General features: G+C 67.7%; 24 protein-coding genes. 9 read left to right on the forward strand and 15 right to left on the reverse strand.

Going from position 1 to position 26,984, the window contains the following annotated elements:
- Window positions 1-99 precede the first annotated feature (99 nt).
- A complete protein-coding gene (locus FZ938_RS27905) occupies window positions 100-1,200 on the forward strand; it encodes a quaternary amine ABC transporter ATP-binding protein (protein WP_246458048.1) in 1,101 nt (366 codons plus the stop codon).
- Window positions 1,193-2,104, forward strand: a complete 912-nt coding sequence (locus tag FZ938_RS27910; protein WP_149201530.1) for an ABC transporter permease — start codon at window positions 1,193-1,195, stop codon at window positions 2,102-2,104. Before FZ938_RS27905 ends, FZ938_RS27910 begins: the two co-directional genes overlap by 8 nt.
- Window positions 2,105-2,106: 2 nt before the next feature.
- On the opposite strand, the gene betI is transcribed toward FZ938_RS27910, so the two are convergent.
- Entirely contained in the window at window positions 2,107-2,682 is a 576-nt protein-coding gene (betI, locus tag FZ938_RS27915) for a transcriptional regulator BetI (protein WP_149201531.1), read from the reverse strand.
- Between the two features lie 152 nt (window positions 2,683-2,834).
- On the opposite strand from betI, the gene FZ938_RS27920 reads away from it, so the two are divergent.
- The 6 genes from FZ938_RS27920 to FZ938_RS27950 all read left to right on the forward strand — a co-directional run bounded on the left by FZ938_RS27920 (window position 2,835) and on the right by FZ938_RS27950 (window position 12,141).
- Window positions 2,835-3,809 (forward strand): choline ABC transporter substrate-binding protein, encoded by a 975-nt coding sequence (locus tag FZ938_RS27920; protein WP_149201532.1) that lies wholly within the window; start codon window positions 2,835-2,837, stop codon window positions 3,807-3,809.
- 260 nt (window positions 3,810-4,069) lie between these two features.
- A complete protein-coding gene (locus FZ938_RS27925) occupies window positions 4,070-6,754 on the forward strand; it encodes a sensor histidine kinase (RefSeq protein WP_246458050.1) in 2,685 nt (894 codons plus the stop codon).
- Window positions 6,755-8,377: an ABC transporter substrate-binding protein gene (locus FZ938_RS27930; RefSeq protein WP_149201533.1), complete on the forward strand. Its 1,623-nt coding sequence runs from the start codon at window positions 6,755-6,757 to the stop codon at window positions 8,375-8,377.
- Between the two features lie 41 nt (window positions 8,378-8,418).
- Window positions 8,419-9,825 carry a sensor domain-containing diguanylate cyclase gene (locus tag FZ938_RS27935; protein ID WP_246458052.1) on the forward strand — a complete coding sequence of 469 codons (1,407 nt, stop codon included), beginning with the start codon at window positions 8,419-8,421 and terminating at the stop codon, window positions 9,823-9,825.
- 381 nt (window positions 9,826-10,206) lie between these two features.
- Window positions 10,207-11,199: a pyridoxal-phosphate dependent enzyme gene (locus FZ938_RS27940; protein WP_149201535.1), complete on the forward strand. Its 993-nt coding sequence runs from the start codon at window positions 10,207-10,209 to the stop codon at window positions 11,197-11,199.
- 285 nt (window positions 11,200-11,484) lie between these two features.
- A complete protein-coding gene (locus FZ938_RS27950; RefSeq protein WP_149201537.1) occupies window positions 11,485-12,141 on the forward strand; it encodes a YitT family protein in 657 nt (218 codons plus the stop codon).
- A gap of 15 nt (window positions 12,142-12,156) precedes the next feature.
- Here FZ938_RS27950 and FZ938_RS27955 read toward each other — a convergent pair whose 3' ends face one another.
- The 4 genes from FZ938_RS27955 to FZ938_RS27970 all read right to left on the reverse strand — a co-directional run bounded on the left by FZ938_RS27955 (window position 12,157) and on the right by FZ938_RS27970 (window position 16,633).
- Complete coding sequence (locus FZ938_RS27955) at window positions 12,157-12,879, reverse strand: protein tyrosine phosphatase family protein (protein ID WP_149201538.1); 723 nt, start codon at window positions 12,877-12,879, stop codon at window positions 12,157-12,159.
- A 66-nt stretch (window positions 12,880-12,945) separates the two neighbouring features.
- Window positions 12,946-13,944 carry a hypothetical protein gene (locus tag FZ938_RS27960; protein WP_149201539.1) on the reverse strand — a complete coding sequence of 333 codons (999 nt, stop codon included), beginning with the start codon at window positions 13,942-13,944 and terminating at the stop codon, window positions 12,946-12,948.
- A gap of 5 nt (window positions 13,945-13,949) precedes the next feature.
- Window positions 13,950-15,008, reverse strand: a complete 1,059-nt coding sequence (locus FZ938_RS27965) for a hypothetical protein (RefSeq protein ID WP_149201540.1) — start codon at window positions 15,006-15,008, stop codon at window positions 13,950-13,952.
- A 110-nt stretch (window positions 15,009-15,118) separates the two neighbouring features.
- Entirely contained in the window at window positions 15,119-16,633 is a 1,515-nt protein-coding gene (locus FZ938_RS27970) for a bifunctional metallophosphatase/5'-nucleotidase (RefSeq protein WP_149201541.1), read from the reverse strand.
- A 174-nt stretch (window positions 16,634-16,807) separates the two neighbouring features.
- Between FZ938_RS27970 and FZ938_RS27975 the strand changes: the two genes are divergently transcribed.
- Window positions 16,808-17,506, forward strand: coding sequence for a type 1 glutamine amidotransferase (locus FZ938_RS27975; RefSeq protein ID WP_149201542.1), 699 nt, complete (start codon window positions 16,808-16,810; stop codon window positions 17,504-17,506).
- Here the strand turns inward: FZ938_RS27975 and FZ938_RS27980 are convergent.
- The 10 genes from FZ938_RS27980 to FZ938_RS28025 all read right to left on the reverse strand — a co-directional run bounded on the left by FZ938_RS27980 (window position 17,463) and on the right by FZ938_RS28025 (window position 26,916).
- On the reverse strand, window positions 17,463-19,130 hold the full coding sequence (locus FZ938_RS27980) for an NTP transferase domain-containing protein (RefSeq protein ID WP_149201543.1): 1,668 nt from the start codon (window positions 19,128-19,130) through the stop codon (window positions 17,463-17,465). The genes FZ938_RS27975 and FZ938_RS27980 overlap by 44 nt on opposite strands.
- Before the next feature lie 183 nt (window positions 19,131-19,313).
- On the reverse strand, window positions 19,314-20,030 hold the full coding sequence (locus FZ938_RS27985; protein WP_149201544.1) for an XdhC family protein: 717 nt from the start codon (window positions 20,028-20,030) through the stop codon (window positions 19,314-19,316).
- Entirely contained in the window at window positions 20,027-20,356 is a 330-nt protein-coding gene (locus FZ938_RS27990; RefSeq protein WP_211101190.1) for an XdhC family protein, read from the reverse strand. The genes FZ938_RS27985 and FZ938_RS27990 overlap by 4 nt, the downstream gene beginning before the upstream one ends.
- Complete coding sequence (locus tag FZ938_RS27995; RefSeq protein ID WP_149201545.1) at window positions 20,353-21,570, reverse strand: vWA domain-containing protein; 1,218 nt, start codon at window positions 21,568-21,570, stop codon at window positions 20,353-20,355. The genes FZ938_RS27990 and FZ938_RS27995 overlap by 4 nt, the downstream gene beginning before the upstream one ends.
- 7 nt (window positions 21,571-21,577) lie before the next feature.
- Window positions 21,578-22,501 (reverse strand): AAA family ATPase, encoded by a 924-nt coding sequence (locus FZ938_RS28000; RefSeq protein ID WP_149201546.1) that lies wholly within the window; start codon window positions 22,499-22,501, stop codon window positions 21,578-21,580.
- 34 nt (window positions 22,502-22,535) lie between these two features.
- A complete protein-coding gene (locus FZ938_RS28005; protein ID WP_149201547.1) occupies window positions 22,536-22,814 on the reverse strand; it encodes a DUF2442 domain-containing protein in 279 nt (92 codons plus the stop codon).
- Between the two features lie 4 nt (window positions 22,815-22,818).
- Window positions 22,819-23,052, reverse strand: a complete 234-nt coding sequence (locus tag FZ938_RS28010; protein ID WP_246458056.1) for a DUF4160 domain-containing protein — start codon at window positions 23,050-23,052, stop codon at window positions 22,819-22,821.
- Between the two features lie 85 nt (window positions 23,053-23,137).
- On the reverse strand, window positions 23,138-23,929 hold the full coding sequence (locus FZ938_RS28015; protein ID WP_149201549.1) for an FAD binding domain-containing protein: 792 nt from the start codon (window positions 23,927-23,929) through the stop codon (window positions 23,138-23,140).
- A gap of 28 nt (window positions 23,930-23,957) precedes the next feature.
- Window positions 23,958-26,348 (reverse strand): xanthine dehydrogenase family protein molybdopterin-binding subunit, encoded by a 2,391-nt coding sequence (locus FZ938_RS28020; protein ID WP_149201550.1) that lies wholly within the window; start codon window positions 26,346-26,348, stop codon window positions 23,958-23,960.
- A gap of 67 nt (window positions 26,349-26,415) precedes the next feature.
- Window positions 26,416-26,916 (reverse strand): (2Fe-2S)-binding protein, encoded by a 501-nt coding sequence (locus FZ938_RS28025; protein ID WP_149201551.1) that lies wholly within the window; start codon window positions 26,914-26,916, stop codon window positions 26,416-26,418.
- Window positions 26,917-26,984 lie beyond the last annotated feature (68 nt).

The following is a 26,984-nucleotide window of genomic DNA, read 5'->3' on the forward strand; positions in this document are numbered from 1 at the left end:
GCTTTCGTGAACGCAGCTATCGACCGCGCCCCTCGTCTCGGGGCAATCTACGGCCCGATTGCCTTCACCCTGGTCTGTTGCGTTCCGGAAGCCTTGCCCATGACGATGATCCTGCCCACGCCCACCGGCTCGTCTTCGACGGGCGTTGCTCCGGTGCGTCTGGCGGTCCGCGGCCTGCGCAAGGTCTTCGCCGACGATCCGCGCCCGGCGCTGGAGATGCTGCGCAGCGGGGCGACCAAGGCGGAGGTCCTGCAGCGGCTGAACGTCAATGTCGGCGTGGCCGAGGCCAGCTTCGATATCCGGGCCGGCGAGATCTTCGTCATCATGGGCCTGTCGGGGTCGGGCAAATCGACCATCGTCCGGCTGCTGAACCGGCTGATCGAACCGTCGGAGGGGGAAATCCGGCTGGACGGCCGCGACCTCACCGGCCTGTCCTATTCCAATCTTGTCGAGGTGCTGCGGCGGGACATGAGCATGGTGTTCCAGTCCTTCGCCCTGCTGCCCAACCGCACCGCGCTGGAAAACGCCGCCTTCGGGCTGGAGGTCGCCGGGGTGAAGCGGGGCGAGCGGCGCAGGGCGGCGCTGGCGGCGCTGGAGCGGGTGGGGCTGGCGGACTATGCCGACCGCTATCCGAACGAACTGTCGGGCGGCATGCAGCAGCGGGTCGGGCTGGCCCGCGCGCTGGCCAAGAACCCGACGATCATGCTGATGGACGAGGCCTTCTCGGCACTCGACCCGCTGATCCGCAGCGACATGCAGGACGAGCTTCTGCGGCTGCAGCGCGAGGATGCCCGCACCATCGTCTTCATCTCCCACGATGCGGAGGAGGCGATGCGGATTGCCGACCGCATCGCGGTGATGGAGGACGGGCGGATCGCCCAGATCGGCACCCCGGCGGAGATCCTGCGCGCGCCGGCCGACGAGTATGTCCGCGCCTTCTTCCGCGGCGTCGATGCCTCGCGCGTGCTGCGCGCCCGCGACATCGCCCGGCCGCCCGACGATGGCCCGCCGCAGCCCGGGCTTGAGCCGGTGGCGGCCGACACGCCCATCCATGCGCTGCTCGGCCGGGTCGCCGCGGCGCCCGGTCCGCTGCCGGTCGTCGAGGCGGACGGCCGGCTCATCGGCGTGATCTCCCGCGCGGTGCTGCTGGAGGCGCTCGACCGTGGCGGGGATGCCGGGCGTGAGGTGCGCCATGGCTGACGCCTCGCTGATCGACATCGAATGGTTGAGCGAGACCATCGGCGGCGGCATCGCCCGCGGCTCCGAATGGCTGGTGAACACGATCCTCGACCACGGGCAGCCGGCGCTGTCGGTCATCGCCGCGGCGGTGGACGGGCTTGGCGAGACGCTGGACGGCCTGCTGCTGGGGGTGCCGCCCTGGCTGCTGGCGCTGGTGCTGGCGGCCATCGCCCTGTGGCGGGTCGGGCGCGGCTTCGCGCTGTTCACCCTGCTGGCGCTGGGCGGCATCTTCGTGATGGGGCTGTGGGAGCCGACGGTCTCCACCCTCGGGCTGGTGCTGGCCTCCACCGCGCTCAGCCTGATCGGCGGGGTGCCGCTGGGCATCTGGATGGCGCGCAGCAAGCTCGCCGATGGGCTGGGCAAGACCCTGCTCGACCTGATGCAGACGATGCCGGCCTTCGTCTATCTGATCCCGGCGGTGCTGTTCTTCGGGCTGGGCCGGGTGCCGGGAATCATTGCCACCGTGGTCTTCGCCATGCCGCCGGCGGTGCGCCTGACCGCGCTCGGCATCCGGCAGGTCCCGGTGGAACTGGTGGAGGCCGGCCGCGCCTTCGGCTGCCGCCAACACCAGCTTCTGTTCAAGGTGCAACTTCCCAACGCCCTGCCGTCGATCATGGCCGGAGTGAACCAGACCATGATGATGGCGCTGTCGATGATTGTCGTCGCCTCGATGATCGGCGCCGGCGGCCTGGGTAATGTGGTGCTGCAGGGCATCCAGCGCCTGGACATCGGGCTTGGCGTGCAGAGCGGGCTGAGCGTGGTGTTCCTGGCCGTCGTGCTCGACCGCATCACCCAGAGTTTCGGCCGGGGCTTTGGTCGTCCTGCTTCCGCCGGATCGGCCAAGCGGCGCTGGTGGCGGCGGTGACGTCAGGCGTTCAGTTCGGAATCGAGGTAGCCCAGCGCCACGGCGCGCGCGGCGCTGCCGTCGATGGCGCCGGTCAGGGCGAAGCGCAGCCACAGCCCGTCGATCATCGCGGCAAGGCCGACCGCCACCCGCTCCGCCCGCTCCGGCGGCAGCAGCGGGCGCAGGGCATGCAGCAGGTTGGAATGCAGCCGGCGGGCGTTGATCCGCTGCAGCCGGCTCAGCGCCGGATTGTGCGGCGCCTGGGCCCAGAAGCCCAGCCATGCCGCGACCACCCGCGGTTCGAACTGGTCGGGGGCGAAGTTGCAGTCGACGATCGCCTCCAGCCGGGCGCGCGGCGAATCGGCCGCCGCCAGCCGCTGGGTCGCGTCGTCGCGCAGCTGTTGCAGCATGCTGCGCATGGTGGCGGCCAGCAGTTCGTCCTTGCCGCCGAAATAATGGTGGATGATGCCGGGCGACACGCCGGCCCCGCGACTGATCGTCTGCACCGTGGTGTCGGCCAGGCCGTGCTTGCCCATCGAGGCGATGGTCGCGTCGATCAACTGGCGGCGGCGGATCGGTTCCATTCCGACTTTGGGCATGGGGCTGGCGGTCTCCTGTCCTTGTCCGCCAAGGCCGTCCGCAACCGGGACCTTGGCTTGCGCCGCAACAAATGCGCCATTTTCACCGCTCCGTCGATGACGAAAACGGCAGATGCCGCGGACTGGAACAACAAGAACGAGGAGTTGAGCACATGAACGGATGGAAGGCCCCGGCCAAATGGATTGCCGGCGTGGGCATCGCGGCGGTGATGGCGCTGGGCGCCGGCGGGGCGCTGGCCGCCGATCCGGCCGCCTGCAAGACGGTGCGCTTCGGCGACGTCGGCTGGACCGACATCGCGGCGACGACGGCGCTCGCCTCCGTCACGCTTGACGCGCTGGGCTACAAGCCGACCACCACGATGACGTCGGTTCCGCTGGTCTATACGGGTCTGAAGACCAAGTCGCTGGACGTCTTTCTCGGCAACTGGATGCCGACGATGGAGCCCTTCCTGAAGCCGGTGCTGGAGGACGGTTCGGTCGAGGTGACGCGCGTCAACCTGGAAGGCGCCAAATACACTCTGGCGGTGCCGAAATACGCCGCCGATGCCGGTCTGAAGAGCTTCGCCGACATCGCGAAGTTCAAGGACAAGCTGGGCGGCAAGATCTACGGCATCGAGGCCGGCAACGACGGCAACCTCATCATCGACAAGATGCTGAAGGCCGACGCCTTCGGGCTGAAGGACTTCAAGCTGGTGGAATCCAGCGAGGCCGGCATGCTGGCCGAGGTGAAGCGGGCGACCCGCAACAAGGGCTGGGTGGTCTTCCTGGGCTGGGAGCCGCACCCGATGAACAAGAGCTTCGAGCTGACCTACCTGGAAGGCGGCGACGACTGGTTCGGCCCCAACCTGGGCGGCGCCACCGTCGCCACCAACGTCCGCAAGGGATATGCCGCCGAATGCCCGAACGTGGGCAGGCTGCTGTCCAACCTGTCCTTCACGCTGGACATGGAAAACGCCGTGATGGGCGACATCATGAACGACAACAAGAAGCCGGAGGCCGCCGCCAAGGCTTGGCTGAAGAAGAACCCCGACGTGCTGAAGGGCTGGCTCGGCGGCGTCACCACCATCGATGGCAAGGACGGTCTGGCGGCCGTGCAGGCCAAGCTGGGCGTGGCCGGCAAGTCCTGATCGGACGGCGGCCCAGGTCAAGGCGGTGTGGGGCAGGGCGGTGTGGGGCAGGACGGGGCGACCCGATGCCCCGTCCGCTCTACTGCATTTTTTCTTGAAGCATTATCCCTTTGCCCCCGAACATTGCTCTGCTAAGGCCCATTAGGTCCTGAATGCGGAGCGTTCGTGGCGGCTCGCCGATCACCCATTGCCCGATCCCTGCCCCTGTCCCGGCGGCCCGTCCGGGCAGCCTGCGCGCGTAATGGCGCGGCGGGGCGCGGATGAGGATTCGGTCGCGCATCGCCATGGTCGGCGGCGTGCCGGTGGCGGTCGCCGCGGTGATCGCGGTCGCCGGCGGACTGCTGCTCGCCCGCAGCGAGCGGGTCTATGAATCGGCGGTGCTTGCCGGCTCCGTCTATCGAGACGTTCTGGCGGCGACGGCGGCCCGCATCGACTATCTCCAGGTGGCGCCGGCCGACCGTGCCGGCCGTGCCGACCGTTTTGAAAAACTGTCGCAGTCGGCGGCGTCCGAACTGCGGCAGCTGGACGAGGCAGGATCGGCCAGGACCCACCGGTCGGAGGTGGAGCGCGCAACCGGCGTGCTGGCACGCTATGTCGACCAGATGCGCAGCTTCATCCAGGTGACCGCGGCGAACGATGCCGCCGTGGCCGACATGGGTCTCCACTCCGCCACCCTGATGGCTTTGACCGACCGCGCCCGCGAACGGCAGCATGCCGCCAATGTCGACTCCCTGGGGTCGCTGACGGAAGCCGACAAGCGGCTGCGCGACAGCCGCGAGGTGGTCGACGGCGCCCACGAACTGCGCGAGGCGATGCTGGACCTCCAGCGTGCCGAGGCGCAGCATGTCGCGGCGCTCGGTTTCGGCAGCGGCCTGCATGGCGGCGGGCAGCCCCTGACCGCCGGCGACTTCCGCATCGCCATCGACCGTCTGACGGTGACCGCCGACCGGCTGCAGGCGGTGCTGGGGCGGACGGACCCGCTGGTGGACCGCTATCCGGCGAAGCAGGCTGCCGCCCGCTATGCGGCCACCGTCGCCGGTCTGCAGGGCGCCGTCGCGGACCTGCGCACGGCCGACGCGGAGCGTGACGCGGCACTGAGCCGGTTCGAGGCGGCGGCACAGGCTGCGGCGGGGATCGCAGTGGACGGAGCCGATGTCGGACATGCCGGCAGTCTGGGCGAGCGGATGCTGGGCGAACAGGTCCTCCGTACGCTGCCGGTGGTGCGGGCGCTGGTCCTGACCGGAGCGCTAGGCGGCCAGCCCGACGTGACCTACCTGTCCTCTCTCCTGCCGACGCTGCATCCGGCGCTCGACGGGTTGTATCAGGCGCAGGCCCGCACCGCCGCGGCCCAGCGGGCGCTGGACTCGGCACAGCGCGCCGGCGCGGAGGCGGCGGCGGCCATCGAGGCGCTGACCGCCCGGATCCTGATGGTGAAGTCCACCGGCTACACCGCGATCCAGGACGAGGTGGTCCAGCTGATCGCCTATGCCATCCAGGCCAACGACACCGAGCAGGAGACACAGAACGTCGCCGTCGTCGCCCTGCGTCTGGGCCGGCGGGCGGCCGACGCCGTGGCCGTGCGCGACGCGGAGGAGGCCGACCGCATCGTCGCCGACGCTGGCGCCCTGCTGGCGACGGTGCGCGAGCTTCCCATGTCGCCGCTGCTGCAGGACGAGGTGCTGGCGGCCATCCGCAATTGGCGCGACAGCCTGCGCCGCACGGCGGACGGGCTGCGCCGCCTGAATCAGCTTCTGATCGCCATGGACCGCGACGCCGGCGCCCTGGTCGAGACCGCCCGGCAGTTGGACGAGACCTTCCGGGAAGAGGCCGCGCGCATCGGCGAATTGCTGACCCGCATCCTGGTCATCGGCGCGACCATCGGCCTGCTGCTGGCCGCAGGCGCCGCGGCGGTCGTGGCGCGGTCGATCAGCCGGCCGGTTCTGCGCCTGCAGCGGCAGATGACCAGGCTGGCCGAGGACCCGCTGGCCGGTCCGATCGACGGCACCCGCCGCCAGGACGAATTCGGCGCCATGGCGCGCGCCGCCGCCTTCTTCATCCGCGAGATCGGCCTGCGCGAGCAGGCGGCCCGCCACGCGAAGGACCGCGCCGACCGCGCCCTGGAGGACCTGCGCCGGACCCAGGCCGACCTGATCCAGGCGGAGAAGATGGCGTCGCTGGGCGGGCTGGTCGCCGGGGTGGCGCACGAGATCAACACCCCGCTCGGCAACGCCCTGATGGGGGCGACCCATCTTCAGGACCGGCTGACGGCCATCGGGCGGCTGGCCGGCGAGGGCAACCTGCGCCGCAGCGACTTCGCGGAATTCCATGACACGGCGGACGAGCTTGCCCGGCTGATGGTGCTGAACCTGCGGCAGGCCGGCGAGCTGGTGCAGAGCTTCAAGCAGGTGGCGGCCGACCAGACCAGCGGCGAAGGGCGGCAATTCCTGCTGAAACCCTATCTGGAGGATCTGGCGACCAGCCTCAGCCCGTCCTGGCGCCGGGCGGGCCACAGCCTGCGGGTGGAGTGTCCCGAAGACATCGAGATCGACGGCTATCCCGGCGTTCTGGCGCAGATCCTGACGAACCTCGTGATGAACTCCATCACCCACGCCTACCGGGATGGGCAGCAGGGCCATCTGCTGATCCAGGTCGACGCGCCGGAACCGGACATGGTGGATCTGGTCTACACCGACGATGGCCGGGGGATTGCCCAGCCCGATCTTGCGCGTGTGTTCGATCCGTTCTTCACCACCAGGCGCGGAAGCGGAAGCACCGGCCTCGGGCTTCACATTGTATACAACCTCGTGGTGAACCGTCTGGGTGGCAAGGTTGCGGTTGACAGTCCTCCCTACAGCGGCGTGCGCTTCACCATTCGCTTTCCACAGCGATTTGCTACTGATAACATATCGTTGGCGCCCGCAACACCATCCCCGCAGGAGCAGTGAATGCCTTTGCCGCTGAAGACGTCGATGCGGAGTCTTGCGACGGGGGCTGCTGTTCTGATCGGGCTTGCCGGGCTGCCGGGCCCAGCGTTCGCCGACAAGTCGCTGGTCTACTGCACGGAAGGAAATCCGCAGGGGTTCAATGCGCAGGTGTCGACCTCCGGCACGACCGTGAACGCGACGACGCCGCTGTTCAACAATCTGGTCGAATTCGGCCCGGCGGGGCAGATCATGAATTCCGGCCTGGCCGAATCCTACAGGATTTCGGACGACGGGCTGGTCTATGAATTCCATCTGCGCCGGAATGTCGCCTTCCATTCCAACGAGCTGTTCACGCCGAGCCGGCCGCTCAATGCCGATGACGTGCTGTTCACCATCGATCGTCAATGGCGGGCCGACCACCCCTATCACACTGTCGGAACGGCGAATTACGAATATTTCAGGGGCATGGGGCTGCCGGCCCTGCTGAAGTCGGTGGAGAAGCTGGACGAATACACCGTCCGCATCACCCTGACCCACTCGGAGGCTCCCTTCCTGGCCGATCTGGCCATGCCGTTCCTGTCGATCCAGTCCGCCGAATACGCCGATGTCCTGATGAAGGCCGGCAAGCAGGATCTGTTCGATGACAAGCCCATCGGCACCGGGCCGTTCCGCATGGTGTCCTACCACAAGGATGTGGCGATCCGTTACAAGGCCTTCGACGGCTATTGGCGGGGACGCCAGCCGCTGGACAACCTGATCTATTCGATCACGCCGAACATCGCGGTGCGCCTGAACAAGCTGCGGTCCGGCGAATGCCATGTGATGATCTTCCCCAACCCGGCCGAATTGGGGGCGATAGAAAAAGATCCCAATCTGGTGATCGAGCAGCAGGACGGCCGGAACGTCGCCTACATGGCGTTCAACACGAGCAAGCCGCCGCTGAACGATGTCCGGGTGCGGCGGGCCATCACCATGGCGATCGACAAGCGCACCCTGGTCGACGCGGTCTATCAGAATGGCGGATCGCCGGCGAAGAACCCGATCCCGCCCGGCATGTGGTCCTACGACGACGGCATCGAGGATTATCCGTTCGACCCGGCGGCGGCCCGCCGCCTGCTGGCCGAGGCGGGGTATCCCGAAGGCTTCTCGCTCGATCTGTGGTACACGCCGGTCACGCGCCCCTACCTGCCGAACGGCAAGCGCGCCGCCGAAATGATCCGCGAGAATCTGGAGCGCGTCGGGATCCGGGTCGCCCTGAAGACGGACAGCTGGAGCAACTATCGCCAGCAGGTGACCCAGGGCGATCCGGACATGGTGATCTACGGCTGGACCGGCGACAACGGCGATCCGGACAACTTCCTGTATTTCCTGCTGAGCTGCGGTGCCGTGCGTCCGGGCGGCGCCAACCTGGCAAGATGGTGCAATCCGGATTTCGAAGACCGGATCACGAAGGCCAAGGTCACCACCGACGTCGAAAGGCGCACCGCCGATTACAAGGAGGCGCAGCGCATCTTCCATCGGGAAGCCCCCTGGTTTCCCATCGCGAATTCCATCATTGCCGTGGCCCATCGCAAAGAGGTGAAGAACTACACCAACAACATCTTCAATCAGGATTTCTCCGGCGTAGACATCGAGCCCCAGTGAGCGACAGGCTTATGCAAATCTTGACTGGGCAGGTCCCGACCGTGGACGCGTTTCCCGATGATCTGATGTTCGAGGATGAAGACCCCGGCACGGTGCCGGAACGGCCGTCGGCGGCGGCTGTTCCCTGGCCGATCCTGGTGGTGGACGACGACGAGCAGGTGCACGCGATGACCCGCGTGCTGCTGAAGGATTTCGAGTTCGAAGGCCGGCGCTTCGCCATCGTCAGCGCCTTTTCGGCGGCGGAGGCGCGGGAGATCCTCGCCGAACGGTCGGACCTGCCGGTGGTGCTGCTCGACGTGGTGATGGAGACGCAGGATGCCGGGCTGCATCTGGTCCATCATATCCGGCGCGACCTGGGCAACCGCCACATCCGCATCATCCTGCGTACCGGCCAGCCCGGACAGGCGCCGGAGCGCGAGGCCATCGTCGCCTATGACATCAACGACTATAAGAGCAAGGCGGAGCTGACCGCCCAGAAGCTGTTCACCAGTCTGGTCGGCGCGGTGCGCAGCTGGCGCGATCTCGTCACGATCGAGACGCTGAACCAGTCGCTGGAGCGCCGCGTCGCCGAACGCACGGCGGAACTGGAGCGGCAGACCGCGCTGGCCGACGGGCAGCGCCGCTTCATCGAGAACCTTGTCGAGATGATGCCGAGCCCGGTCTGGTACAAGGATGCCGCCGGCCGGTACGCCCTGTGCAACCGTGCCTTCCGCGAGCTGTTTCCGAATGCCGCCGACGGGATCGAATGGTCCGCCGGCCGCCGAACCGCATCCGAACCGATGCCGGCGGGCACCGGCGCCTTCTCCTTCGAGTCGAGCGTGGAGGGGCCGGACGGGCGGACGCGCGAACTGCTGGTGGTGAAGCGCCCGCTGACCGCCCCCGACGGAACGGAGACCGGGGTGATCGGCATCGCCACCGACATCACCGAGCGCCGGCGGATGGAGCATGAGCTGCACCGTCTCGCCACCACCGATCCGCTGAGCGGCGCCCACAACCGCCGGCAAATCCTGGAACTGCTGGATCGGATCGTGGACGGGCAGGGTGCCGGTACGGCCTGTCTCGTCATGCTCGACATCGACCATTTCAAGCGCATCAACGACGGGCTGGGGCATGCCGCCGGCGACGTCGCCATCCGCAGGGTGGTCGAGGAAATCCGCCGCCAGTTGCGCGGCAGCGACCAGATCGGCCGCATCGGCGGGGAGGAGTTCGCCATCCTGCTGCCCGAGACCTCGCGCACCGGCGGTGCGGCGATCGCGGAGCGGCTGCGTAGCGGCCTTGCCGCCCTGGCGATCGAGCTTCCCGACGGCCGCTGTTTCCAGCTGACCGGAAGCTTCGGCCTGACCGAGGTGCGTCCGCTGGAGGATACGGTCGAAAGCGTGCTGGGCCGGGCCGATCAGGCGCTCTACCGGGCCAAGGCGCTTGGCCGGAACCGGGTCGAGGCGGCCTGAGTGCCGGCACCCCCCTTGCGACATTTTGCACGATGACGGCTTGACCGCCGCCGCGGCAGCGGGTATGCAGATCCTATGAACACCACCGACACAATGCGAATGCGAATTACCGGCCCGGCGCTCTGAAGCGTCGGAGAGTTGCCGCGTTCGTGTTCACTGGTCGTGTGGAGTGTGTGGCGTGTCGCTGCACCCTGTGGTCTCCGGAGCCCTCAATCCGGTTCATGAGAAGTCCCATCGTCTGACCGCTGCTGCGGCGTCGAACAACGGCGTCCGTTTCGGCGAGCGAATGTGTGGCTCGGCGCGAATTATTCACCCGGTCCGCTGAGGCGGTCCGGGGCACGCCCGTCCTACCCAAAAATTCGTTCGCCGAGGAATTTCGCGATGTTCACCGCGCATGCCGATGCCGCGCGCACCCTCTCTGTCTGCACACCCGTCCACACTCCCGATCTTGAAGATCGTCCTCTCGAAGATCGTCTGCCGGCATGGCTGCCGCTGTCGGCGGTGACCGACGCCGCCCGGCGACTGTCCGGCCAGATCGTCCGTACGCCGCTGTTGCATGCCCCGACGCTCGACCGCGATCTGTGGCTGAAGGCGGAGGTGTTCCAGGCCACCGGCGCCTTCAAGGAGCGTGGCGCGCTGAACCGCCTGCTGCGGCTGACGGCGCCGGAGCGGGCCGGCGGCGTGGTGGCGATGTCGGCCGGCAACCATGCGCAGGGCGTTGCGCTGCACGCCGCCCGGCTGGGGGTGAAGGCCACCATCGTGATGCCGGAGACGGCCCCCCGCTGCAAGGTGGAGCGCACCGCCGAACTGGGGGCCGAGGTGGTGCTGCACGGCGCCACGGTGGGCGAGGCGAAGGGCAAGGCGCTGGAGCTGGCGGCGGAGCGGCGTCTGACCTTCCTGCATCCCTATGACGATCCCGACGTGATCGCCGGGCAGGGGACGGTCGGGCTGGAGATCCTGGCCGACCGGCCGGATGTCGACACGGTGGTGGTGCCGGTCGGCGGTGGCGGGCTGCTGGCCGGCGTGGCCGCCGCGGTGAAGGCCCAGCGCCCGTGGGTGCGGGTGATCGGCGTGCGCCTCGCCCGGCGCGGCGGCCCGACGCTGGCCGACGGCATCAACGTCCATGCGCTGGGCAAGCTGCCCCAGGCCATCGTTGCCACGCTGGTCGACCGGGTGGTCGAGGTGGAGGAGGTGGAGATCGCCGCCGCGATGCGCGCCCTGCACCGGTCCTTCGGCGTGGTGGCGGAAGGGGCCGGCGCCGCCGGAGTCGCCGCCGTGCTGGGCGGCCGGCTTGGGCGGACCGGGCGGACGGTGGCGGTGCTGTCGGGACGCAATGTGGACGGCGACACGCTGGCGCGGACGTTGGCGGCGTGATTCCCGACTTGCGATTGCTGCGACCTCTTGCCCCCTCCCCAACCCTCCCCCGCTTTGCGGGAGAGGGAGCACGCGTCGAATCGGCGGCAGTCCCCTCTCCCGCGTTAGCGGGGGAGGTTGGGGAGGGGGCAAAGCGGCTGGCACCAAAGGACCGCTCCCCTCCGCTCTCCCCCGCAAATCGCATAGCTCCCTCCTTCGCCAAAGCGAAGTCTGGATAGGTCAGCAGAAATGACCTATATTGGTGCTCGCGTGTAAACACACAGGCGACACCGAGGGGTAGCTGGCATGACGAACAATTCCGCCTCGACTATTTCGTCATCCCCTGCATCGGTCACTTACGAGCGTCCGCGCGCGGCGCACAGTGTCTTTGACAATTTGCAAGGGCAACTGTTCGGCATTGTCATGACATCGTTCGGGATTGCCATTCTTCATGCCGCTGGACTGGTCACCGGGCAGGCGGCGGGGTTGGCCTTCGTGATTTCCTACGCGACGGGCGTGGATTTCGGACCTCTGTTCTTCCTGGTCAATCTGCCCTTCTACTTTCTCGCGCTGGCCCGCATCGGTGTCGGCTTCACCATCAGGTCGCTGGTCGCGGTGACCGGCATCTCCCTGCTGTCCGGCCTGTTGCCGACGATGATGAGCTTCAGCGCGATCAACCCCTATGTGGCGGCGGTGCTGGCCGGCTTCTGCGTCGGGATCGGCGTCATCGCACTGTTCCGCCACGGCGCCAGCGGCGGCGGTGTTGGCATCCTCGCCTATTACCTGCAGGAGAAGACCGGATTCCGCGCCGGCTGGCTGCAGGCGCTGTTCGATCTGGCGGTGTTCTCGGCCGCCGCCTTCGTGCTGGATTGGCCGGCGCTGCTGGCGTCGATCCTGGGGGCCGCGGTGCTGAACGCCTTCGTCGCCTTCAACCACCGCGCCGACTGGTACGTTGCCCGATAACGTGAAAGGGCCGCTTTATTCGCGGCCCAGCACCCGGTCGACCACCGCATCGGCCCATTCGCGCGACCGGAAGCTCGCCTTGGCCTCCACCGGGTCATACACGCGCTCGACCCAATCCCAGAAGGCGATCGGGCGCTTCTGGTTGTAGGCGGCGTACAGTTCGAAGAAGTAGTCTAGGATACCGGTCTTCGCCTGCTTGAAATGGCCGTATTTCCAGGACAGCTGCTTCATCGCCTGGTCGAGCGGCTGGCCTTCATGCGCGAACAGGTACAGCGTCGCCATGAAGCCGGCGCGGTCGGCGCCCGACTTGCAGTGCATCAGCGCCGGATATGTCATGGTCTTGAACAGCTCGCGCGCCTTCAGAAGGGTTTCCTTCTTGGGCATGTCGCGGGAGTTCACCGGGAAATCGACCAGTTCCAGCCCATGGGCGCGGCAGGCCTCCGCCTCCAGGATGTAGGAGGCGCAATCGCGCGACCCGCGCAGGTTCAGGATCGTCTTCACCCCGTTGCGCGCCGCCGCCGCGATGTGCGAGGGCGAGGGCTGGCTCGCCCGGTACATGTTGGGGGAGATGCGGTAGGTGTTGGAATAGATCAGCCGGAAACAGGCATGGTCGATGAACACGCTTTCCAGGTGGCCGAGCGCCCGCTGCCACGGCGTCGCCATGCGGCTGCGGCTGCGCTTGATCGCGTCGGCCAGCGCGGTGGTCGTGACCGCCCGCAGGGTGCTTTTCTTCGCCAACTCAAACCTTCCGATTCTGACGGAACGCCAACATAGGCATGGTCGGCGTTCCGTCAAGAACCCCGATTACGCCGCCCTGTCCTGCAGCCGCACATACATGTCGTACTGGGCCGCCAGCGTCAGCACGATTTCCATGTAAAGATTGATCAGGCCGTTGGCATAGAAGGCCGGGCAGCCGGTGTAATGACGCTCCCCCGCCATCGCGGTCGGTTCGATCAGATCGGTGTTCAGGACGATCAGATCCTTGTCCGGATCATAGAGGAAGGCCGACTGGTCGGGACGCAACGGGTGGATGGCCTGATGGTCGTCGGCCTCGATCCTGCCCGCCGTCATGAACTGGCACAGCATGCCCAGGCTGCCCATGGCGAGCGGCAGCACCTGCTTCAGGCTGCGGCGGGCGAGGTCGTCATAGGCGGCGGCCTCCAATCCCGGACGCAGCAGCGGCGCCGCCTCCACCAGATTCCAGCAGACATGCAGGGCGGTGTGGCTGCCGGTCTTGGTGATCGACAGCATGTCGTAGCCGGACGGCCCGTGCAGGACCGACTTCTGCAGCTCGCGGCCCAGGACATAGCCGGCGGCGGCCATGTCGGTGATCGTCCCCTCCGTCCGGCAGCGGTCCTCCTCCACCATCACCTTGATTGCCCAGTCCTTGATGATGGCGTCCAGCAGATGGCAGACGGAATCGCGCAGGAAGCCGACCATGCGGTCGGGGTCGGCGGCGGCCATGCCGTCGGGGTCGTGGAAGTCCAGCCCGTGCGGCGAGTCCGGCGGGGTCGACAGCAGCAGATGTCCGGACTCGTCCAGCGGCATGCGGGCGATGATGTGCTCCCGCAGATCGACATAGAGGAAACCGAGCAGGGTGTTGATCGCGACCTTCTCGAAATCTTCCTTGCGGGTGTCGGCATGGGCCGGGCAGTGGCCGGCCAACTGCAGCAACTCCTCGCTGAGCAGATACGCCGGCTCCTCGGCGATCCGATGCAGGATCGGCGCGAGGTTGATCCGGGTCATCCCGGCCTCCTCATGCGCGCCGGCATAGGTCAGGGCGAAGTCGTTGGTGCGGGCCATCGGGCTCAGCCCTCCTGCAGGCGGTCGTAGACGCCGTAGTCGAGCGCCAGCCCGGCGACGATGTCGAGATACAGCTTGATGAGGTTGGTGGTGTAGAAGGCCGGGCAGCCGGTGTAATAGCGCTCGCCCGGCTTGGCGAAAGTCACGATGGGATCGGCGTTCAGCCGGATCAGCCCGTTGGCGTCCAGAATGAATGCCTTCTGGTCTTTGGGCAGCCGGTGCACGGCCAGCCCGTCGGCCGGCTCGATTCCGCTTTCCTCCATGTAATGGACCAGCATGCCCAGGCTGGACATCGACAGCGGCACGATCTGCTTCAGGCTGCGGTGGACAAGGTCGTCATAGAAAGCGGCGTCGCGTCCCGGCACCAGCAGCGGCGCGGCCTCCACCATCGCCCAGCAGATGTGGATGGCGGTGTGGCTACCGGTCTTGGTGATTGAAAGCATGTCGTAGCCGGCGCGCTGGTAGAGCGGCGAATGCTCCAGCACCGTGCGCAGGACGAAGGTCGCCGCCGCCTCCAGCGAGATCTCGCCGGAGCCCTGGGAGCGGAAATACTCCTCCTCCTGCACCAGATCGACGGCCCAGCCGGTGATGAGACCGTCCAGCAGGTGGCAGGTGGCGTCGCGCAGGACGGAGCAGAAGACGTCCGGCTCCGCCGCCGCCATGGCGGTACGGTCGGCCGGGTCCAGCCCATGCGGCGAACGCGGCGGGATCGGCAGCATCGGCCGGCCGTCCGCATCGAAAGGCAGCTTTTCCGCGATGTGGTCGCGCAGGCGGTTGAACAGCAGGGCCAGCAGGCTGTTGACCGCGACCTTGTCGGCATCGTCCTGGGGGATCGGGGCCTGAGGAATGGGCGCTGCTCCGTCCGTCGCGCCCTCGCTCTTCGCGGCATGGAACGGGCATTGCCCGGCGCCCTTGCGGAAGTCGTCGCTGAACAGGAAGTTCGGGTCGGACTGGATGCGCTGCAGGATATGGGCGATCGACACCCGGCCCAGCCCCGCCTCGCCATGGGCGGTGTTGAAGGTCTGGGCGAAGTCGTTGGAACGGGCGGTCAGGGTGTCGGACATGCGTGCGGCCTTCGGCGCGGATGTAGAGCGGACGGGTTACCCTAAAGGCAACTGCCGGCCGCGCGCAACGGAGTGTCGCCTCCCGGCTCTATAATGTCCCGGCCGCTGCGTTATTTTGCCACGATCCGGCCGTCCACCGCGGGCGCGACCGTTTTCTTGGCTTCGACGTAATTCATCACGATGGTCGCCAGCAACACCGCGCCCGAGGCATCGACGATGACTTTGGCCCGCGGGAAGGCGGCATAGCCGTCGCCGCCCTTCAGCATGTAATCGTTGGTGGCGACGCGGTAGGTCGCCTGTGGGTCCAGCGGCTTGCCGCCCACCATGACCGAGGTCACCCGCCGTCCGGCCGGCGCCTTGGGGTCGTAGGTCATTGTCAGGCCGGAGACCTGCGGGAAACGCCCGGCCTTCTCCTCCACCTTGCCGACGCCGTGTTCGAGGGTGGAGATCAGATCCTGCCCCGACATCTCCACCAGCACGCCGACATTGCCGAAGGGCAACTCGGCGAAGATGTCCTTGCGGGTCAGCGTGGAGCCGGCGGGGTGCAGCGCGTCGGCGCGGATGCCGCCGCCGTTGGTGATGGCGACATCGGCCTTCAACGCGTCGCGCAGGGCGTCGGCGATCAGGTTGCCCATGCTGGCTTCGCGGCTTCGCACCACATCCTTGCGGCTGTCCAGTTCGGTCGCCGTGGTGCCGATCACCGCGGCCAGATCGCTGTCGAGCCGCTTGGTATAGCCCTCCACCACCGTCTCGACCGCCGGATCGGGAGCGACGCCGGCGGTGGTGACGAAACGCCATTCGGTCGGCACGGTGGTGGTCGCCGGACCCTTGCCCGACTCTTTGGTCTCGACCGCCAGCTTCACGACGCCGAGATACTGCGCATCGTGCCCGGCCTTCAGGATCAGGGTAGAGCCCTCATAGAAGCTGATCGGGTCGTGGTCGTGGCCGCCCAGGATCAGGTCGATGCCCTTGACCTTGGCGGCCAACTCGCGGTCCTCCGCGATGGTCAGGTGGGTCAGCGCTACGACGACCGCGGCCCCCTTCGCCCGCAACTCCTTCACCGCCGCTGCCGCCGTCTCCAGCACCGGAGAGAAGCTGAGGCTCGGCCCGGCGCTGGACAGGCGGGCGGTGTCGGGGGTGATCAGGCCAATGAAACCGACGGTGATGCCGTCGATGGTCCTGGTCCAACTCGGCACCGTGCCGGCGAAGGCGGAGCCGTCGGCCGACCGCACATTGCTGCCGATCCAGGAGAATTTCGATTCGGCCATGCGCTGTTTCAACGTGTCGGGACCGAAATCGAATTCATGATTGCCGAAGGTCACCGCATCGACGCCGATGGCGTTGAACAGCGCGATCATCTGCTCGCCCCGCGTGGTGCCCGACAGCAGCGACGGCGACAGGAAATCGCCGCCGACCGTTGTGATCGCATCGGGGGCTGCGGCGCGTTCACGTTTCAGCAGCGTCATCAGCGGCCCGAACCCGCCCTGTCCTTTCACCGGCGCGATCTCGTACACGTCGTTGACATGCAGGAAGGTCAGCGTGCCGTTCTGCGCCCAGCTGGGCAGGGCGGCTCCCAGGATGACGGCAAACAGTGGGGCGGCGATCAGGCGGAAAGGGAACAGCATGGAGAGCGGACCTCCGGTGGCATACTTGCGTATTCTAGACCAGCTTTGCCCCGCCGCGCATAGCGGCTTTGCGGCGGGGAGCATGCGATCGGGCGCGGCTGCGGCTTGAACTCCGCCTGCGACGGTCTCACAACTTGATGACAAGATTGCCAACGACGCGAGCCGAGCAGACCCATGCGCATCCTGGTCGTTCAGAACAGCCGCACCGCCCCCATCGGTCTGGTGGGCGACGCGCTGACCGACAACGGCGCCACCCTCCACACCATTGCGGCCAACGAGGGGGAAGCGATCCCCAACAAGGACGGCTATGCCGGTCTCGTCGTGCTGGGCGGCCCGCAGGATGCCTGGAACGACGAAAAGGGGCCGCATTTCGGCCGGGTGATGGAGACGATCCGCGACTTCACCGACGCCGACCGGCCGGTGATGGGCATCTGCCTGGGGGCGCAGCTGGCGGCCCGCGCCTATGGCGCCAAGGTCTACCGCCACACCACGCCGGAACTGGGCATCCACCGCGTCAGCCTGACCGACGGTGCGCAGGGCGATCCGCTGCTGGAAGGGTTTGGTCCGGAGCTGAACCTCGCCCAGTGGCACTACGACACCTTCGAGTTTCCCGACGGCGCGGTGCCGCTGGCCACCAGCGAAGCCTGCGACCGTCAGGCCTTCCGCCTTGGCCGCGCCACCTACGCCTTCCAGTTCCACCCGGAGGCCACCGGCGACATCCTGCGCGGCTGGGCGTCGCGCATCCGGGAGGAGGCGCGGGAAAGCAACGCCGAGATGCTGCACGGTCTGGAGGACTCCATCGCCACCCACCTGCCGGTGGCGGAGCGCTTCACCCGCGCGATGACCCGGCGCTGGCTGGATCTGGCGCGCTGATTATCGAGCCGGTGGCCGTCTCGGCGAAGCGGGCCAGCAGGTCGGGGGTGTCGACGTCGTAGAGGATGCCGGCGTCGTCCACCGGCACCTCGCACAGCCGGTCGGCATGCTGGCCGATCAGGCGCTTGGCCCCGGCGTCACCCGTCAGCGCCGCCATTTCCGTGAAGAAGGCGCGATCCCACAGCACCGGGTTGCCCTGCTTGCCGTGGGTGGTGGGGATGCAGATGGCGCGACCCTCCACCGGGCTGTAGGCGGCGATCAGCCGGTCGATCACGGCGGACGCCACCCGCGGCATGTCGCCCAAACACACCACCACCGCATCGGATTCGCTGGGCACCGCGGCGAGACCGGCGCGCAACGAGCTGCTCAACCCGTCGGCGAAGGCAGGATTGTGGACGAAGGTGACAGGCCGGTCGGCCAGCGCCCGCGCCACGCTTTCCCCCTGGTGGCCGGTGACGACGATGACGTTGGCCGCTTGCGAGGCCAGCGCCGCATCCACGGCGCGGGCGACCAGCGGCGTGCCGTTGACCTCCGCCAGCAGCTTGTTGGTCGGCCCCATGCGGCTGGAGCGGCCGGCGGCCAGCACCAGGGCGGTGACGCGCGGCGCGCGGGGCGTCTCGGTCGAGACACCCGCCCGTGGCAGGGGGCGTGTCGGAATCTCGGCGAGCAGTCCGCCGACGCCCATCCGCATCACCTCCGCCCGGCTCGGCGGAATGCCGGCGGCGATGCGCTGCAGCACCCAGTCGAAGCCGTTGAGCTTGGGCGAGCGCGCACAACCCGGCAGTCCCAGCACCGGCTTGCCCTGGCGACGGGCCAGCAGCAGCAGGTTGCCGGGATCGACCGGCATGCCGAAATGCTCCACCACGCCGCCGGCCCGCTCGATGGCGGCGGGCAGCACGTCGCGGCGGTCGGTGATGGCCGACGCGCCGGCGATCAGCAGCAGGTCGGCCGGCGGCGCCTCTGCGATTTCAGCCGCCAGGGCTGCCTCGTCATGGTTGCAGCGCGATTCATGGATCAGCGTGCCGCCGAGCGACTCGACCCGCTCCCGCGTCACGGTAACGGTCTTGTCGAGCACGCTGTCCTTCACCCCCGGCAGCCGCGTCTGGATCAGCGCCACCGACAGCGGGCGATAGGGCAGGACGGCCAGCGGTGGCGGCCCGTCGGCAGCGATTTGTTCCGCCCGCCCCACCGCGGCGGCGGGGGCGGCGAAGGGGATGATCTTGACGGTGGCCAGCATCTGACCGGGCGCGACGGGAGCGAAGTCGGGCAGGGTGGCGATGGTGACGCTCTCGTCAATTTCATTGATGACGTCGATGCGGGCGGGGTCGAGGCGCAGAAGCCCATGCGCTTCGGCGAACAGGTTGACGCGCCCGGTGAAGGCCGCGGCGATCTGGACGGAGCCGCCCGCCACGGCGGCAGCGATGCGGGTAGCGGCGGCGTCCTCGGCGATGTCGCTGTCGGACAGCTTGGCGGCGATCACGTCCGAGATGCCGGCCTCGCGCAACGCGGTAACGTCTTCGGCCGAAAGCCGGCGGCCTTTCTTGAAGGCGATGGAACCCAGGCGCAGAGAATGGGCGAGGATCACGCCCTCGGCATCGGACAGGGGAAGCGGGCCGAAGAACATGGGTGGCTCCGGATGGGCACGGACGATGTATGCCCCCGGATATGGCGAGCGGGCCGGAGCCGGGCAATGGGCGGAAGGAGTGGGGTGGGGATTGGGGGTGGGTGGGTATTGGCTGGCGATGCCCCCACCCCAGCCCTCCCCCGCCCAGCGGGGGAAGCTAGGTGGGGGCAGTCGAGCGACCACTCAGCAGGGATGGTTCTCGCCCCGCCGCACGCAGGTGATCTGTCCCATGATCGAGACCGCGATCTCCGCCGGAGTGACGGCGCCGATCGACAGCCCTACCGGGCCGCGGATGCACTTCACCTCGGCTTCGCTCAGTCCCTCGTCGCGCAGGCGATCCAGGCGCAGGGCGTGGGTGCGCTTGCTGCCCAGCGCGCCGACATAGAAGGCGGGAGAGCGCAGCGCCACCACCAGCGCCGGGTCGTCCAGCTTGGGGTCGTGGGTCAGGGTGACCACGGCGGTGCGGGCGTCGGGCTTCAACTCCGCCAGCGCCTCGTCCGGCCACAGATGGTTCAGCTTGACGCCGGGGAAGCGTGCCTCGGTCGCGAAGGCGCCGCGCGGGTCGATCACCGTCACGTCATAGCCGGTCAGGGCGGCCACCGGGGCCAGCGCCTGGGCGATGTGCACGGCGCCGACGATCAGCAGCCGCATCGCCGGATTGTGGACATGCACGAACAGGCGGAAGCCGTCCTCGTCCTGCGGATCGACCAGCAGGCCGGAACGGTCCTGGCGGATGCGCCGGCGCACCTCGTCCAGCAGGTCGGGCTCAAGCCCGAAGCCGCCATGGACGGTGTCCTCGTAAACCAGGGTCTGGAGGCCGGTGTTGAGATCGGTCACCAGGGCGGCCGGGATCGCCGCGGCCTTTGCCGCGAGCAGCCGGTCCAGAATATCGCGTTTCATTCCACGGCCTCGACATAGACCTGTACCTGTCCGCCGCAGGCCAGCCCGACTTCCCAGGCCATTTCGTTGGTGATGCCGAAGGACAGCAGGCGCGGTTCGCCGTCCTCCATCGACTTGGCGGCCTCGTGCGCCACGGCGCTTTCGATGCAGCCGCCGGACACGGAGCCGGCCATCGACCCGCGGTCGTCGACCGCCATCTGGCTGCCGACCGGCCGGGGCGAGGAGCCCCAGGTCGCCACGACGGTCGCCAGGGCCACCCTGCGGCCGGCGGCCCGCCATGCGGCCGCTTGCTCCACGATGTTGTCCGCCATCAGGGTGTCGTTCATCCCGCCGCCTCCTTCAACCAACGGCGCAAGCCCGGGCTACGACGTGGATGGTCGGCCGACAGGACACCGGCCAGATCCGCGAGGCTGTTCAGGCTGTGGGCCGCAAGAAAATCGTCCACATGCGGCAGCAGCGCCCGGATGCCCGAGGATTTCGGCGCGAAGCCTTCCCAGCGCAACAAAGGATTCAGCCAGACGAGCCGCCGACAGCTTTTGTGCAACCGATCGGCCTCTGCCGCAAGCCCTTCCCCTGCATCCCTGTCCAGCCCGTCGGTAATGAGAAGCACGACCGCGCCCTGGCCCAGCACCCGCCTCGCCCAGGTCCGGTTGAAGGCGTGCAGCGCGGTGCCGATCCGGGTGCCGCCCGACCAGTCGGCGACCGCCCCCGACACGGCGTCCAGCGCCACGTCCACGTCCTTGTGCCGCAGATGGCGGGTGATGTTGGTCAGCCGCGTCCCGAAGACGAAGCTGTAAACCCGGTCGCGGTCGTTGGTCACCGCATGCATGAAATGCAGCAGCATCCGCGAATAGCGGGTCATCGAACCGGAGATGTCGCACAGCACCACCAGCGGCGGCGGCCGGGTGCGGCGGCGCTTGCGGGCAAGGTCCGACAGGTTGCCGCCGGTGCGCAGCATCCGCCGCAATGTGGCGCGCGGATCGACGCGCGGCCCCATCGGGTCGGACCGGTAACGCCGCGTCGTGACCTCCGCCAGCGGCAAGGCGAGACGGGTCAGCAGGCGTTTGGCCTGCGCCATCTCCTCCCCCGTCATCTTCTCGAAATCCTTGTCCTGCAGGCGTTCGGTGGCGGACACGGTGAAAGAGGCATCGATCTCGATCTCGGTCTTTTCCGGTTCCTCCCGTTCGGCACCGCTGCCGTGCAGGGCCTCGGCGAGGCGTTGTGCCATTTCCGGCTGGTCGGGCGGGGCCTCCGTCCGCACCTTCGGCAGCATCAGCGACATCATCTTCTTCAGGATGTCGGGATTGCGCCAGAAGACGTGGAAGGCCTGGTTGAACAGCTCGCTCTGGTCGTGGCGGTTCACGAAGACGGCGTGCAGCGCCCAATAGAAGTCGGTGCGGTTGGACAGGCCGACCGCCTCCACCGCCTCGACCGCCTGCAACAGCTTGCCCGGCCCGACCGGCAGGCCGGCGGCGCGCAGCACGCGGGCGAAATGCATCAGGTTGAGGGTGAGGCGGCCGGCCGGCGCGTCGTCCGTCATGGCGGCCTCAGCGCGCGGTGGTGGCGGCCAGCTCGGTCTTGACCTGGGTCAGGATGCGCGCCGCCTCGCTGCCCTGGATGCGGGCGATGTCGTCCTGGTATTTCAGCAGCGTGCCCAGCGTGTCGTTGATGACGGAGGGTTCCAGCTCCAACTGGTTCAACTCCACCAGGGCCTGTGCCCAATCCAGCGTCTCCGCCACGCCCGGCGCCTTGTAGAGGTCCAGGCCGCGCAAGTTCTGGACGAAGCCGACCACCTGGGCGGCCAGCCTTGCATCGGCCTGCGGCGCCTTGACCGTGACGATCTCCCGCTCCCGCGCTGCGCTGGGGTAATCGACCCAATGATAGAAGCAACGCCGTTTCAGGGCGTCGTGAATTTCGCGCGTGCGGTTGGAGGTGAGGATGACGATGGGTGGCTCCGGCGCATGGACGGTGCCGAATTCCGGGATCGAAACCTGATAATCCGACAGGATCTCCAGCAGATAGGCCTCGAACGGCTCGTCGGTGCGGTCCAGTTCGTCGATCAGCAGCACCGGCGGCCCGGCGAGGTCCGGTTCCAGCGCCTGGAGCAGAGGCCGCTTGACCAGGAAGCGTTCGGAAAACAGGTCGGAGGCCAAGGATTCGCGGTCCTGCCCGCCCGACGCCTCGGCCAACCGGATTTCCATCATCTGGCGGGCGTAGTTCCACTCATAGACGGCGGACGAGGCGTCCAGCCCCTCATAGCATTGCAGCCGCAGCAGCTTGCGGCCGAGCGTCGCCGACAGGACCTTGGCGATCTCCGTCTTGCCGACGCCCGCCTCGCCCTCCAGGAACAGCGGGCGCTTCAGCTTCAGCGCCAGGAACAGCGCGGTCGCCAGAGAGCGATCCGCGACGTAGGAACCGCGGGTGAGAAGCGCCAGAGTGTCGTCGACGGAGGCGGGGAGAGGGGTGGTCATGAAGGGCCTTGATGGATTGAATGAATGCGCGGCATCAGGCGGCGGCGCACCGTTGGTCCTGTGCATGCTGCCACAGCCGATCCGCCGGATAATCGATGTCCGGATCCTCCGCGTCCCCCCAGCCGATGGCCCAGCCCCAGGCTGCGACCTTCACCTTGGCGAATAGGGCCGGATCCGCAAGTGGACGCAACATGGTGAAGCGACGGATCGGTTCGGACAGGTCGACCACGTCCCGGGTGCCGTCGATCCAGGTCACGGCCACCGACAGCGTACCGGTAAGGGCTTCGACGGCGGCGACGCGGGGTTGGTCCATCGACTTACTCCTCGCCATTGATCTCGATCCAGCGTAATGCCAGCAACGGCCGGTTTTCTCCCGCCCATTCCAGCACCTTACGCATCGTATCAGGCGGCGCGGTGCCTTTCAGCAAGACCAGATCATTGATCCGGACCAGCGCGTTGAAGTCCGGTCCGACGATATGGAAATGCGGTGGATTGTGGTCGTCGGCATAGATGTAAACGCGGGCGTTTCCTATTCGGACGATGATCAGCATGGAGAAAGTCTGACTGCCCTTGTCCCGCAGCGTCAAGCACCCTCGCCACGACACAGATGGCCGTGGCGAGGGTGTATCGACCGTCTTAGCCCGCGGCTTCGACCGCGCGCTTCGCCATCACGGTGACGAGGTGGGCGCGGTAGTCGGCGCTGGCGTGGATGTCGGCATTCAGGCCGTCGGAGCCTACCGACAGGCCGTTCAGCGCCTCCGCTCGGAAGTCGGCGACCAGTGCCGTCTCGAACGCCTCGGCGCGGAAGACCGAGCCTGCGGCGCCGGTCACCGCCACCCGCACTTCCGATCCGAACTTTGCGACGAAGACGCCGACGATGGCATAGCGGCTGGCCGGGTTGCGGAACTTGGCGTAGGCCGCCTTGTCGGGACGGGAGAAGCGCACCGATTTGATGATCTCGCCCGGCTCCAGCGCGGTTTCGAACATGCCGGTGAAGAAATCGTCGCCGGCGATGCTGCGGCGGTCGGTGGTGACCGTGGCTTTCAGCGCCACCACCGCCGACGGATAGTCGGCCGACGGATCGGCGTTGGCGATGGAACCGCCCATCGTGCCCATGTTGCGGACCTGCCGGTCGCCGATGCCCTCGGCGAGGCTGGACAGCGCCGGGATCACCCGTTTGACGAGGTCGGAGTGGGCGACCTCCGCATGGCGGGTGAAGGCGCCGATCTCCAGCCCGCCATCCGCCTCGCGGATGCCCTTCAGCTCCGGAATGGCGCCGAGGTCGATCAGGTCGGTCGGGCGGGCGAGGCGCTGCTTCAGCGTCGGCAGCAGGGTCTGGCCGCCGCCCAGCAGCTTGGCGTCTTCCGCCTGGATGGCAGCCGCCGCATCGGCGAGCGTTGTCGGCCGTTGGTACGTGAACGCGTACATTCTCTAGCCTCCTTCTTCTTCGGCCGTCTTATTCCGCCGCAATGGCGGGCGTGGCGTCGCGGATGGTGCGCCAGACCTTTTCCGGCGTCGCCGGCATGTCCATGTGGGTGACGCCGTACTCCGACAGCGCGTCCACCACCGCGTTCATCACGGCTGCGGCGGCGCCGATGGTCCCGGCCTCGCCGCAGCCCTTCACGCCCAGCGGGTTGTGGGTGCAGGGCTGGTCCTCGTGATAGCGCACGGTGAAGGACGGGACGTCGTCCGCCCGCGGCATGCAATAGTCCATGTAGGAGCCGGTGACGAGCTGGCCCGACTCCTCGTCATAGACGCAGTTCTCGTACAGCGCCTGCCCGATGCCCTGGACAAGGCCGCCGTGAACCTGCCCCTCCACGATCAGCGGGTTGATGACGTTGCCGAAATCGTCCACCGCGGCGAAGCTGACGATGGTGGTGACGCCGGTGTCGGGGTCGATCTCCAACTCGCAGACATGGCAGCCGTTGGGGTAGGTGAAGTTCTTGGGATCGTAGAAGGCCTGCTCGTCCAGTCCCGGCTCCAGTTCGTCCAGCGGGAAGTTGTGCGGGACATAGGCTTGCAGGGCGATCTCGCCGATACCCAGGCTCTTGTCGGTGCCGGCGACGGTGAAGCGGCCGTCCTTCACCTCGATGTCGGTCTCGGCGGCCTCCAGCATGTGGGCGGCGATCTTCTTCGCCTTGCGCTCCACCTTGTCCATGGCCTTCACCAGGGCCGAACCGCCGACCGCGAGGGAACGCGAGCCGTAGGTGCCCATGCCGAAGGGGATCTTGTTGGTGTCGCCGTGGACGATCTCGACATTCTCGATCGGGATGCCGAACCGCTCCGCCACGATCTGGGCGAAGGTGGTCTCATGGCCCTGGCCGTGGCTGTGAGAGCCGGTGAAGACCGTCACCGAACCCGTTGGATGGAAACGGACTTCCGCGCATTCATAAAGTCCTGCGCGAGCGCCGAGCGCACCGGCGACATTGCTGGGGGCGATGCCGCAGGCTTCGATGTAGGTGGCGAAACCGATGCCGCGCAGCTTGCCCCGCGCCTTCGATTCGGCCCGGCGCTGCTGGAAGCCGGGGTAGTCGACCAGCGGCAGGGCGATGTCCAGGTTCTTGGCGAAATCGCCGGTGTCGTATTGCAATGCTACCGGCGTCTGGTAGGGCATCGCCTCCTTCGGCACGAAGTTGCGGCGGCGGATCTCGGTCTTGTCCATGCCCATCACGCCGGCGGCGACATCCACCAGCCGTTCGATCAGATAGCAGGCCTCCGGCCGGCCGGCGCCGCGATAGGCGTCGACGGGGGCGGTGTTGGTGAAGACAGCCTTGACCTCGGCATAGATCGCCGGGGTCTTGTACTGGCCGGCCAGCAGGGTGGCGTAGAGGTAGGTCGGGATCGACGGCGCGAAGGTCGACAGATAGGCGCCGAGATTGGCCAGAGTCGAGACGCGCAGCGCCAGGAAATTGCCGTCGGCATCCATCGCCAGTTCGGCATGGCTGACATGGTCGCGGCCATGGGCGTCGGTCAGGAAGCTTTCGGAGCGGTCGGCGGTCCATTTCACCGGCCGGCCGACCTTGCGCGCCGCCCAGGTGACGACGGCCTCCTCGCCGTAATGGAAGATCTTCGACCCGAATCCGCCGCCGACGTCGGGCGCTACCACGCGCAGCTTGTGCTCCGGAATGCCCAGCACGAAGGCGCCCATCAGCAGGCGGGTGACGTGCGGATTCTGGCTGGTGGTGGTCAGCGTGTATTCGCCGGTCGACTGGTCGTATTCGCCCATCGCCGCCCGCGGCTCCATGGCGTTCGGGACCAGCCGCTGGTTGACCAGATCGATCTTGGCGACATGGGCGGCATTGGCGAAGGCCGCGTCCACCGCCGCCTGGTCGCCCAGATGCCAGTCGTAGCAGACATTGTCCGGCGCATCGTCATGGACCAGCGGAGCGCCGCCGGCGATGGCACGGGTGGAGGACCCAACCGCCGGCAGTTCCTCGTAATCGACCACCACCATCTCGGCGGCGTCGCGCGCCTGCTCGCGGGTTTCGGCGATGACCACCGCCACCGCGTCGCCGACATAGCGCACGCGGTCGCGCGCCAGCGGATAGTGAGGCGGCTCCTTCATCGGCGAGCCGTCCTTGGAGTGGATCTGCCAGCCGCAGGGCAGGCTGCCGACCTTGTCGGCCTCCATGTCGGCCCCGGTCAGCACGGCGACCACGCCCGGTATCGCCAGAGCGTCCGTGAAGTCGATGCCCAGGATGCGGGCATGGGCGTAGGGGGAGCGCACATGCACCGCATGGGTCATGTTCGGGCGCTTGAAATCGTCGGTGTAGTTGCCGCGGCCGGTCAGAAAGCGCTGGTCTTCGCGCCGGCGCACCGAGGCGCCGATGCCATTGGGGTTCGCCATCTCGTGTTTCCTCCCACAGGAACGCTGAAGATGCGGAAATGCCTGCTTATTGCTGGACTTTTTGCCCTTATTCGGCGGCCACCGGCGTTGCCTGCGTCCCCGCCATCGCCTCGGCACCCGCCTTCACCGCCTTGACGATGTTGTGATAGCCGGTGCAGCGACAGATGTTGCCCTCCAGCCCCTCGCGGATCTCGGCCTCGGTCGGGTTCGGGTTCTCGCGGACCAGATCGACCGCGCTCATCACCATGCCCGGCGTGCAGAAGCCGCACTGCAGGCCGTGATGCTCGCGGAAGGCGGCCTGCATCGGGTGCAGCGTGCCGTCGGCCGCCGCCAGCCCTTCGATCGTCGTCACCGCCGCCCCGTCGGCCTGGACGGCCAGCGCGGTGCAGGACTTCACCGACCGGCCGTCGACAAGGACGACGCAGGCGCCGCACTGGCTGGTGTCGCAGCCGACATGGGTGCCCGTCAGGCCGAGATGCTCGCGCAGGAAGGCGACGAGCAGGGTGCGCTCCTCCACCTCGCGCGAGACCGTCTTGCCATTGACGGTCATCGAAACGGTACAGGACATCGGTTTTCCTCCCGCTGGCTGAAGTCTGGCTTGCAGTCGTTTGGCGTGCAGTTGGGACTTTTCACTGT

The organism is Azospirillum oryzae (genome assembly GCF_008364795.1).
Lineage (GTDB): Bacteria > Pseudomonadota > Alphaproteobacteria > Azospirillales > Azospirillaceae > Azospirillum > Azospirillum oryzae.

What these genes read in the sequence shown, in the direction of transcription:
- FZ938_RS27950 (WP_149201537.1), top strand. Translation starts at nt 11,485, where the DNA reads ATGACGAACAATTCCGCCTCGACTATTTCGTCATCCCCTGCATCGGTC.
- FZ938_RS27990 (WP_211101190.1), bottom strand. Translation starts at nt 20,356, where the DNA reads ATGAACGACACCCTGATGGCGGACAACATCGTGGAGCAAGCGGCCGCA.
- FZ938_RS28020 (WP_149201550.1), bottom strand. Translation starts at nt 26,348, where the DNA reads ATGGCGAACCCCAATGGCATCGGCGCCTCGGTGCGCCGGCGCGAAGAC.
- FZ938_RS28000 (WP_149201546.1), bottom strand. Translation starts at nt 22,501, where the DNA reads ATGACCACCCCTCTCCCCGCCTCCGTCGACGACACTCTGGCGCTTCTC.
- FZ938_RS27975 (WP_149201542.1), top strand. Translation starts at nt 16,808, where the DNA reads ATGCGCATCCTGGTCGTTCAGAACAGCCGCACCGCCCCCATCGGTCTG.
- FZ938_RS27970 (WP_149201541.1), bottom strand. Translation starts at nt 16,633, where the DNA reads ATGCTGTTCCCTTTCCGCCTGATCGCCGCCCCACTGTTTGCCGTCATC.
- FZ938_RS27910 (WP_149201530.1), top strand. Translation starts at nt 1,193, where the DNA reads ATGGCTGACGCCTCGCTGATCGACATCGAATGGTTGAGCGAGACCATC.
- FZ938_RS27980 (WP_149201543.1), bottom strand. Translation starts at nt 19,130, where the DNA reads ATGTTCTTCGGCCCGCTTCCCCTGTCCGATGCCGAGGGCGTGATCCTC.
- FZ938_RS28005 (WP_149201547.1), bottom strand. Translation starts at nt 22,814, where the DNA reads ATGGACCAACCCCGCGTCGCCGCCGTCGAAGCCCTTACCGGTACGCTG.
- FZ938_RS27905 (WP_246458048.1), top strand. Translation starts at nt 100, where the DNA reads ATGACGATGATCCTGCCCACGCCCACCGGCTCGTCTTCGACGGGCGTT.
- betI (WP_149201531.1), bottom strand. Translation starts at nt 2,682, where the DNA reads ATGCCCAAAGTCGGAATGGAACCGATCCGCCGCCGCCAGTTGATCGAC.
- FZ938_RS27995 (WP_149201545.1), bottom strand. Translation starts at nt 21,570, where the DNA reads ATGACGGACGACGCGCCGGCCGGCCGCCTCACCCTCAACCTGATGCAT.
- FZ938_RS27985 (WP_149201544.1), bottom strand. Translation starts at nt 20,030, where the DNA reads ATGAAACGCGATATTCTGGACCGGCTGCTCGCGGCAAAGGCCGCGGCG.
- FZ938_RS28010 (WP_246458056.1), bottom strand. Translation starts at nt 23,052, where the DNA reads ATGCTGATCATCGTCCGAATAGGAAACGCCCGCGTTTACATCTATGCC.
- FZ938_RS27925 (WP_246458050.1), top strand. Translation starts at nt 4,070, where the DNA reads ATGAGGATTCGGTCGCGCATCGCCATGGTCGGCGGCGTGCCGGTGGCG.
- FZ938_RS27930 (WP_149201533.1), top strand. Translation starts at nt 6,755, where the DNA reads ATGCCTTTGCCGCTGAAGACGTCGATGCGGAGTCTTGCGACGGGGGCT.
- FZ938_RS27965 (WP_149201540.1), bottom strand. Translation starts at nt 15,008, where the DNA reads ATGTCCGACACCCTGACCGCCCGTTCCAACGACTTCGCCCAGACCTTC.
- FZ938_RS27940 (WP_149201535.1), top strand. Translation starts at nt 10,207, where the DNA reads ATGTTCACCGCGCATGCCGATGCCGCGCGCACCCTCTCTGTCTGCACA.
- FZ938_RS28015 (WP_149201549.1), bottom strand. Translation starts at nt 23,929, where the DNA reads ATGTACGCGTTCACGTACCAACGGCCGACAACGCTCGCCGATGCGGCG.
- FZ938_RS27920 (WP_149201532.1), top strand. Translation starts at nt 2,835, where the DNA reads ATGAACGGATGGAAGGCCCCGGCCAAATGGATTGCCGGCGTGGGCATC.
- FZ938_RS27960 (WP_149201539.1), bottom strand. Translation starts at nt 13,944, where the DNA reads ATGGCCCGCACCAACGACTTCGCCCTGACCTATGCCGGCGCGCATGAG.
- FZ938_RS28025 (WP_149201551.1), bottom strand. Translation starts at nt 26,916, where the DNA reads ATGTCCTGTACCGTTTCGATGACCGTCAATGGCAAGACGGTCTCGCGC.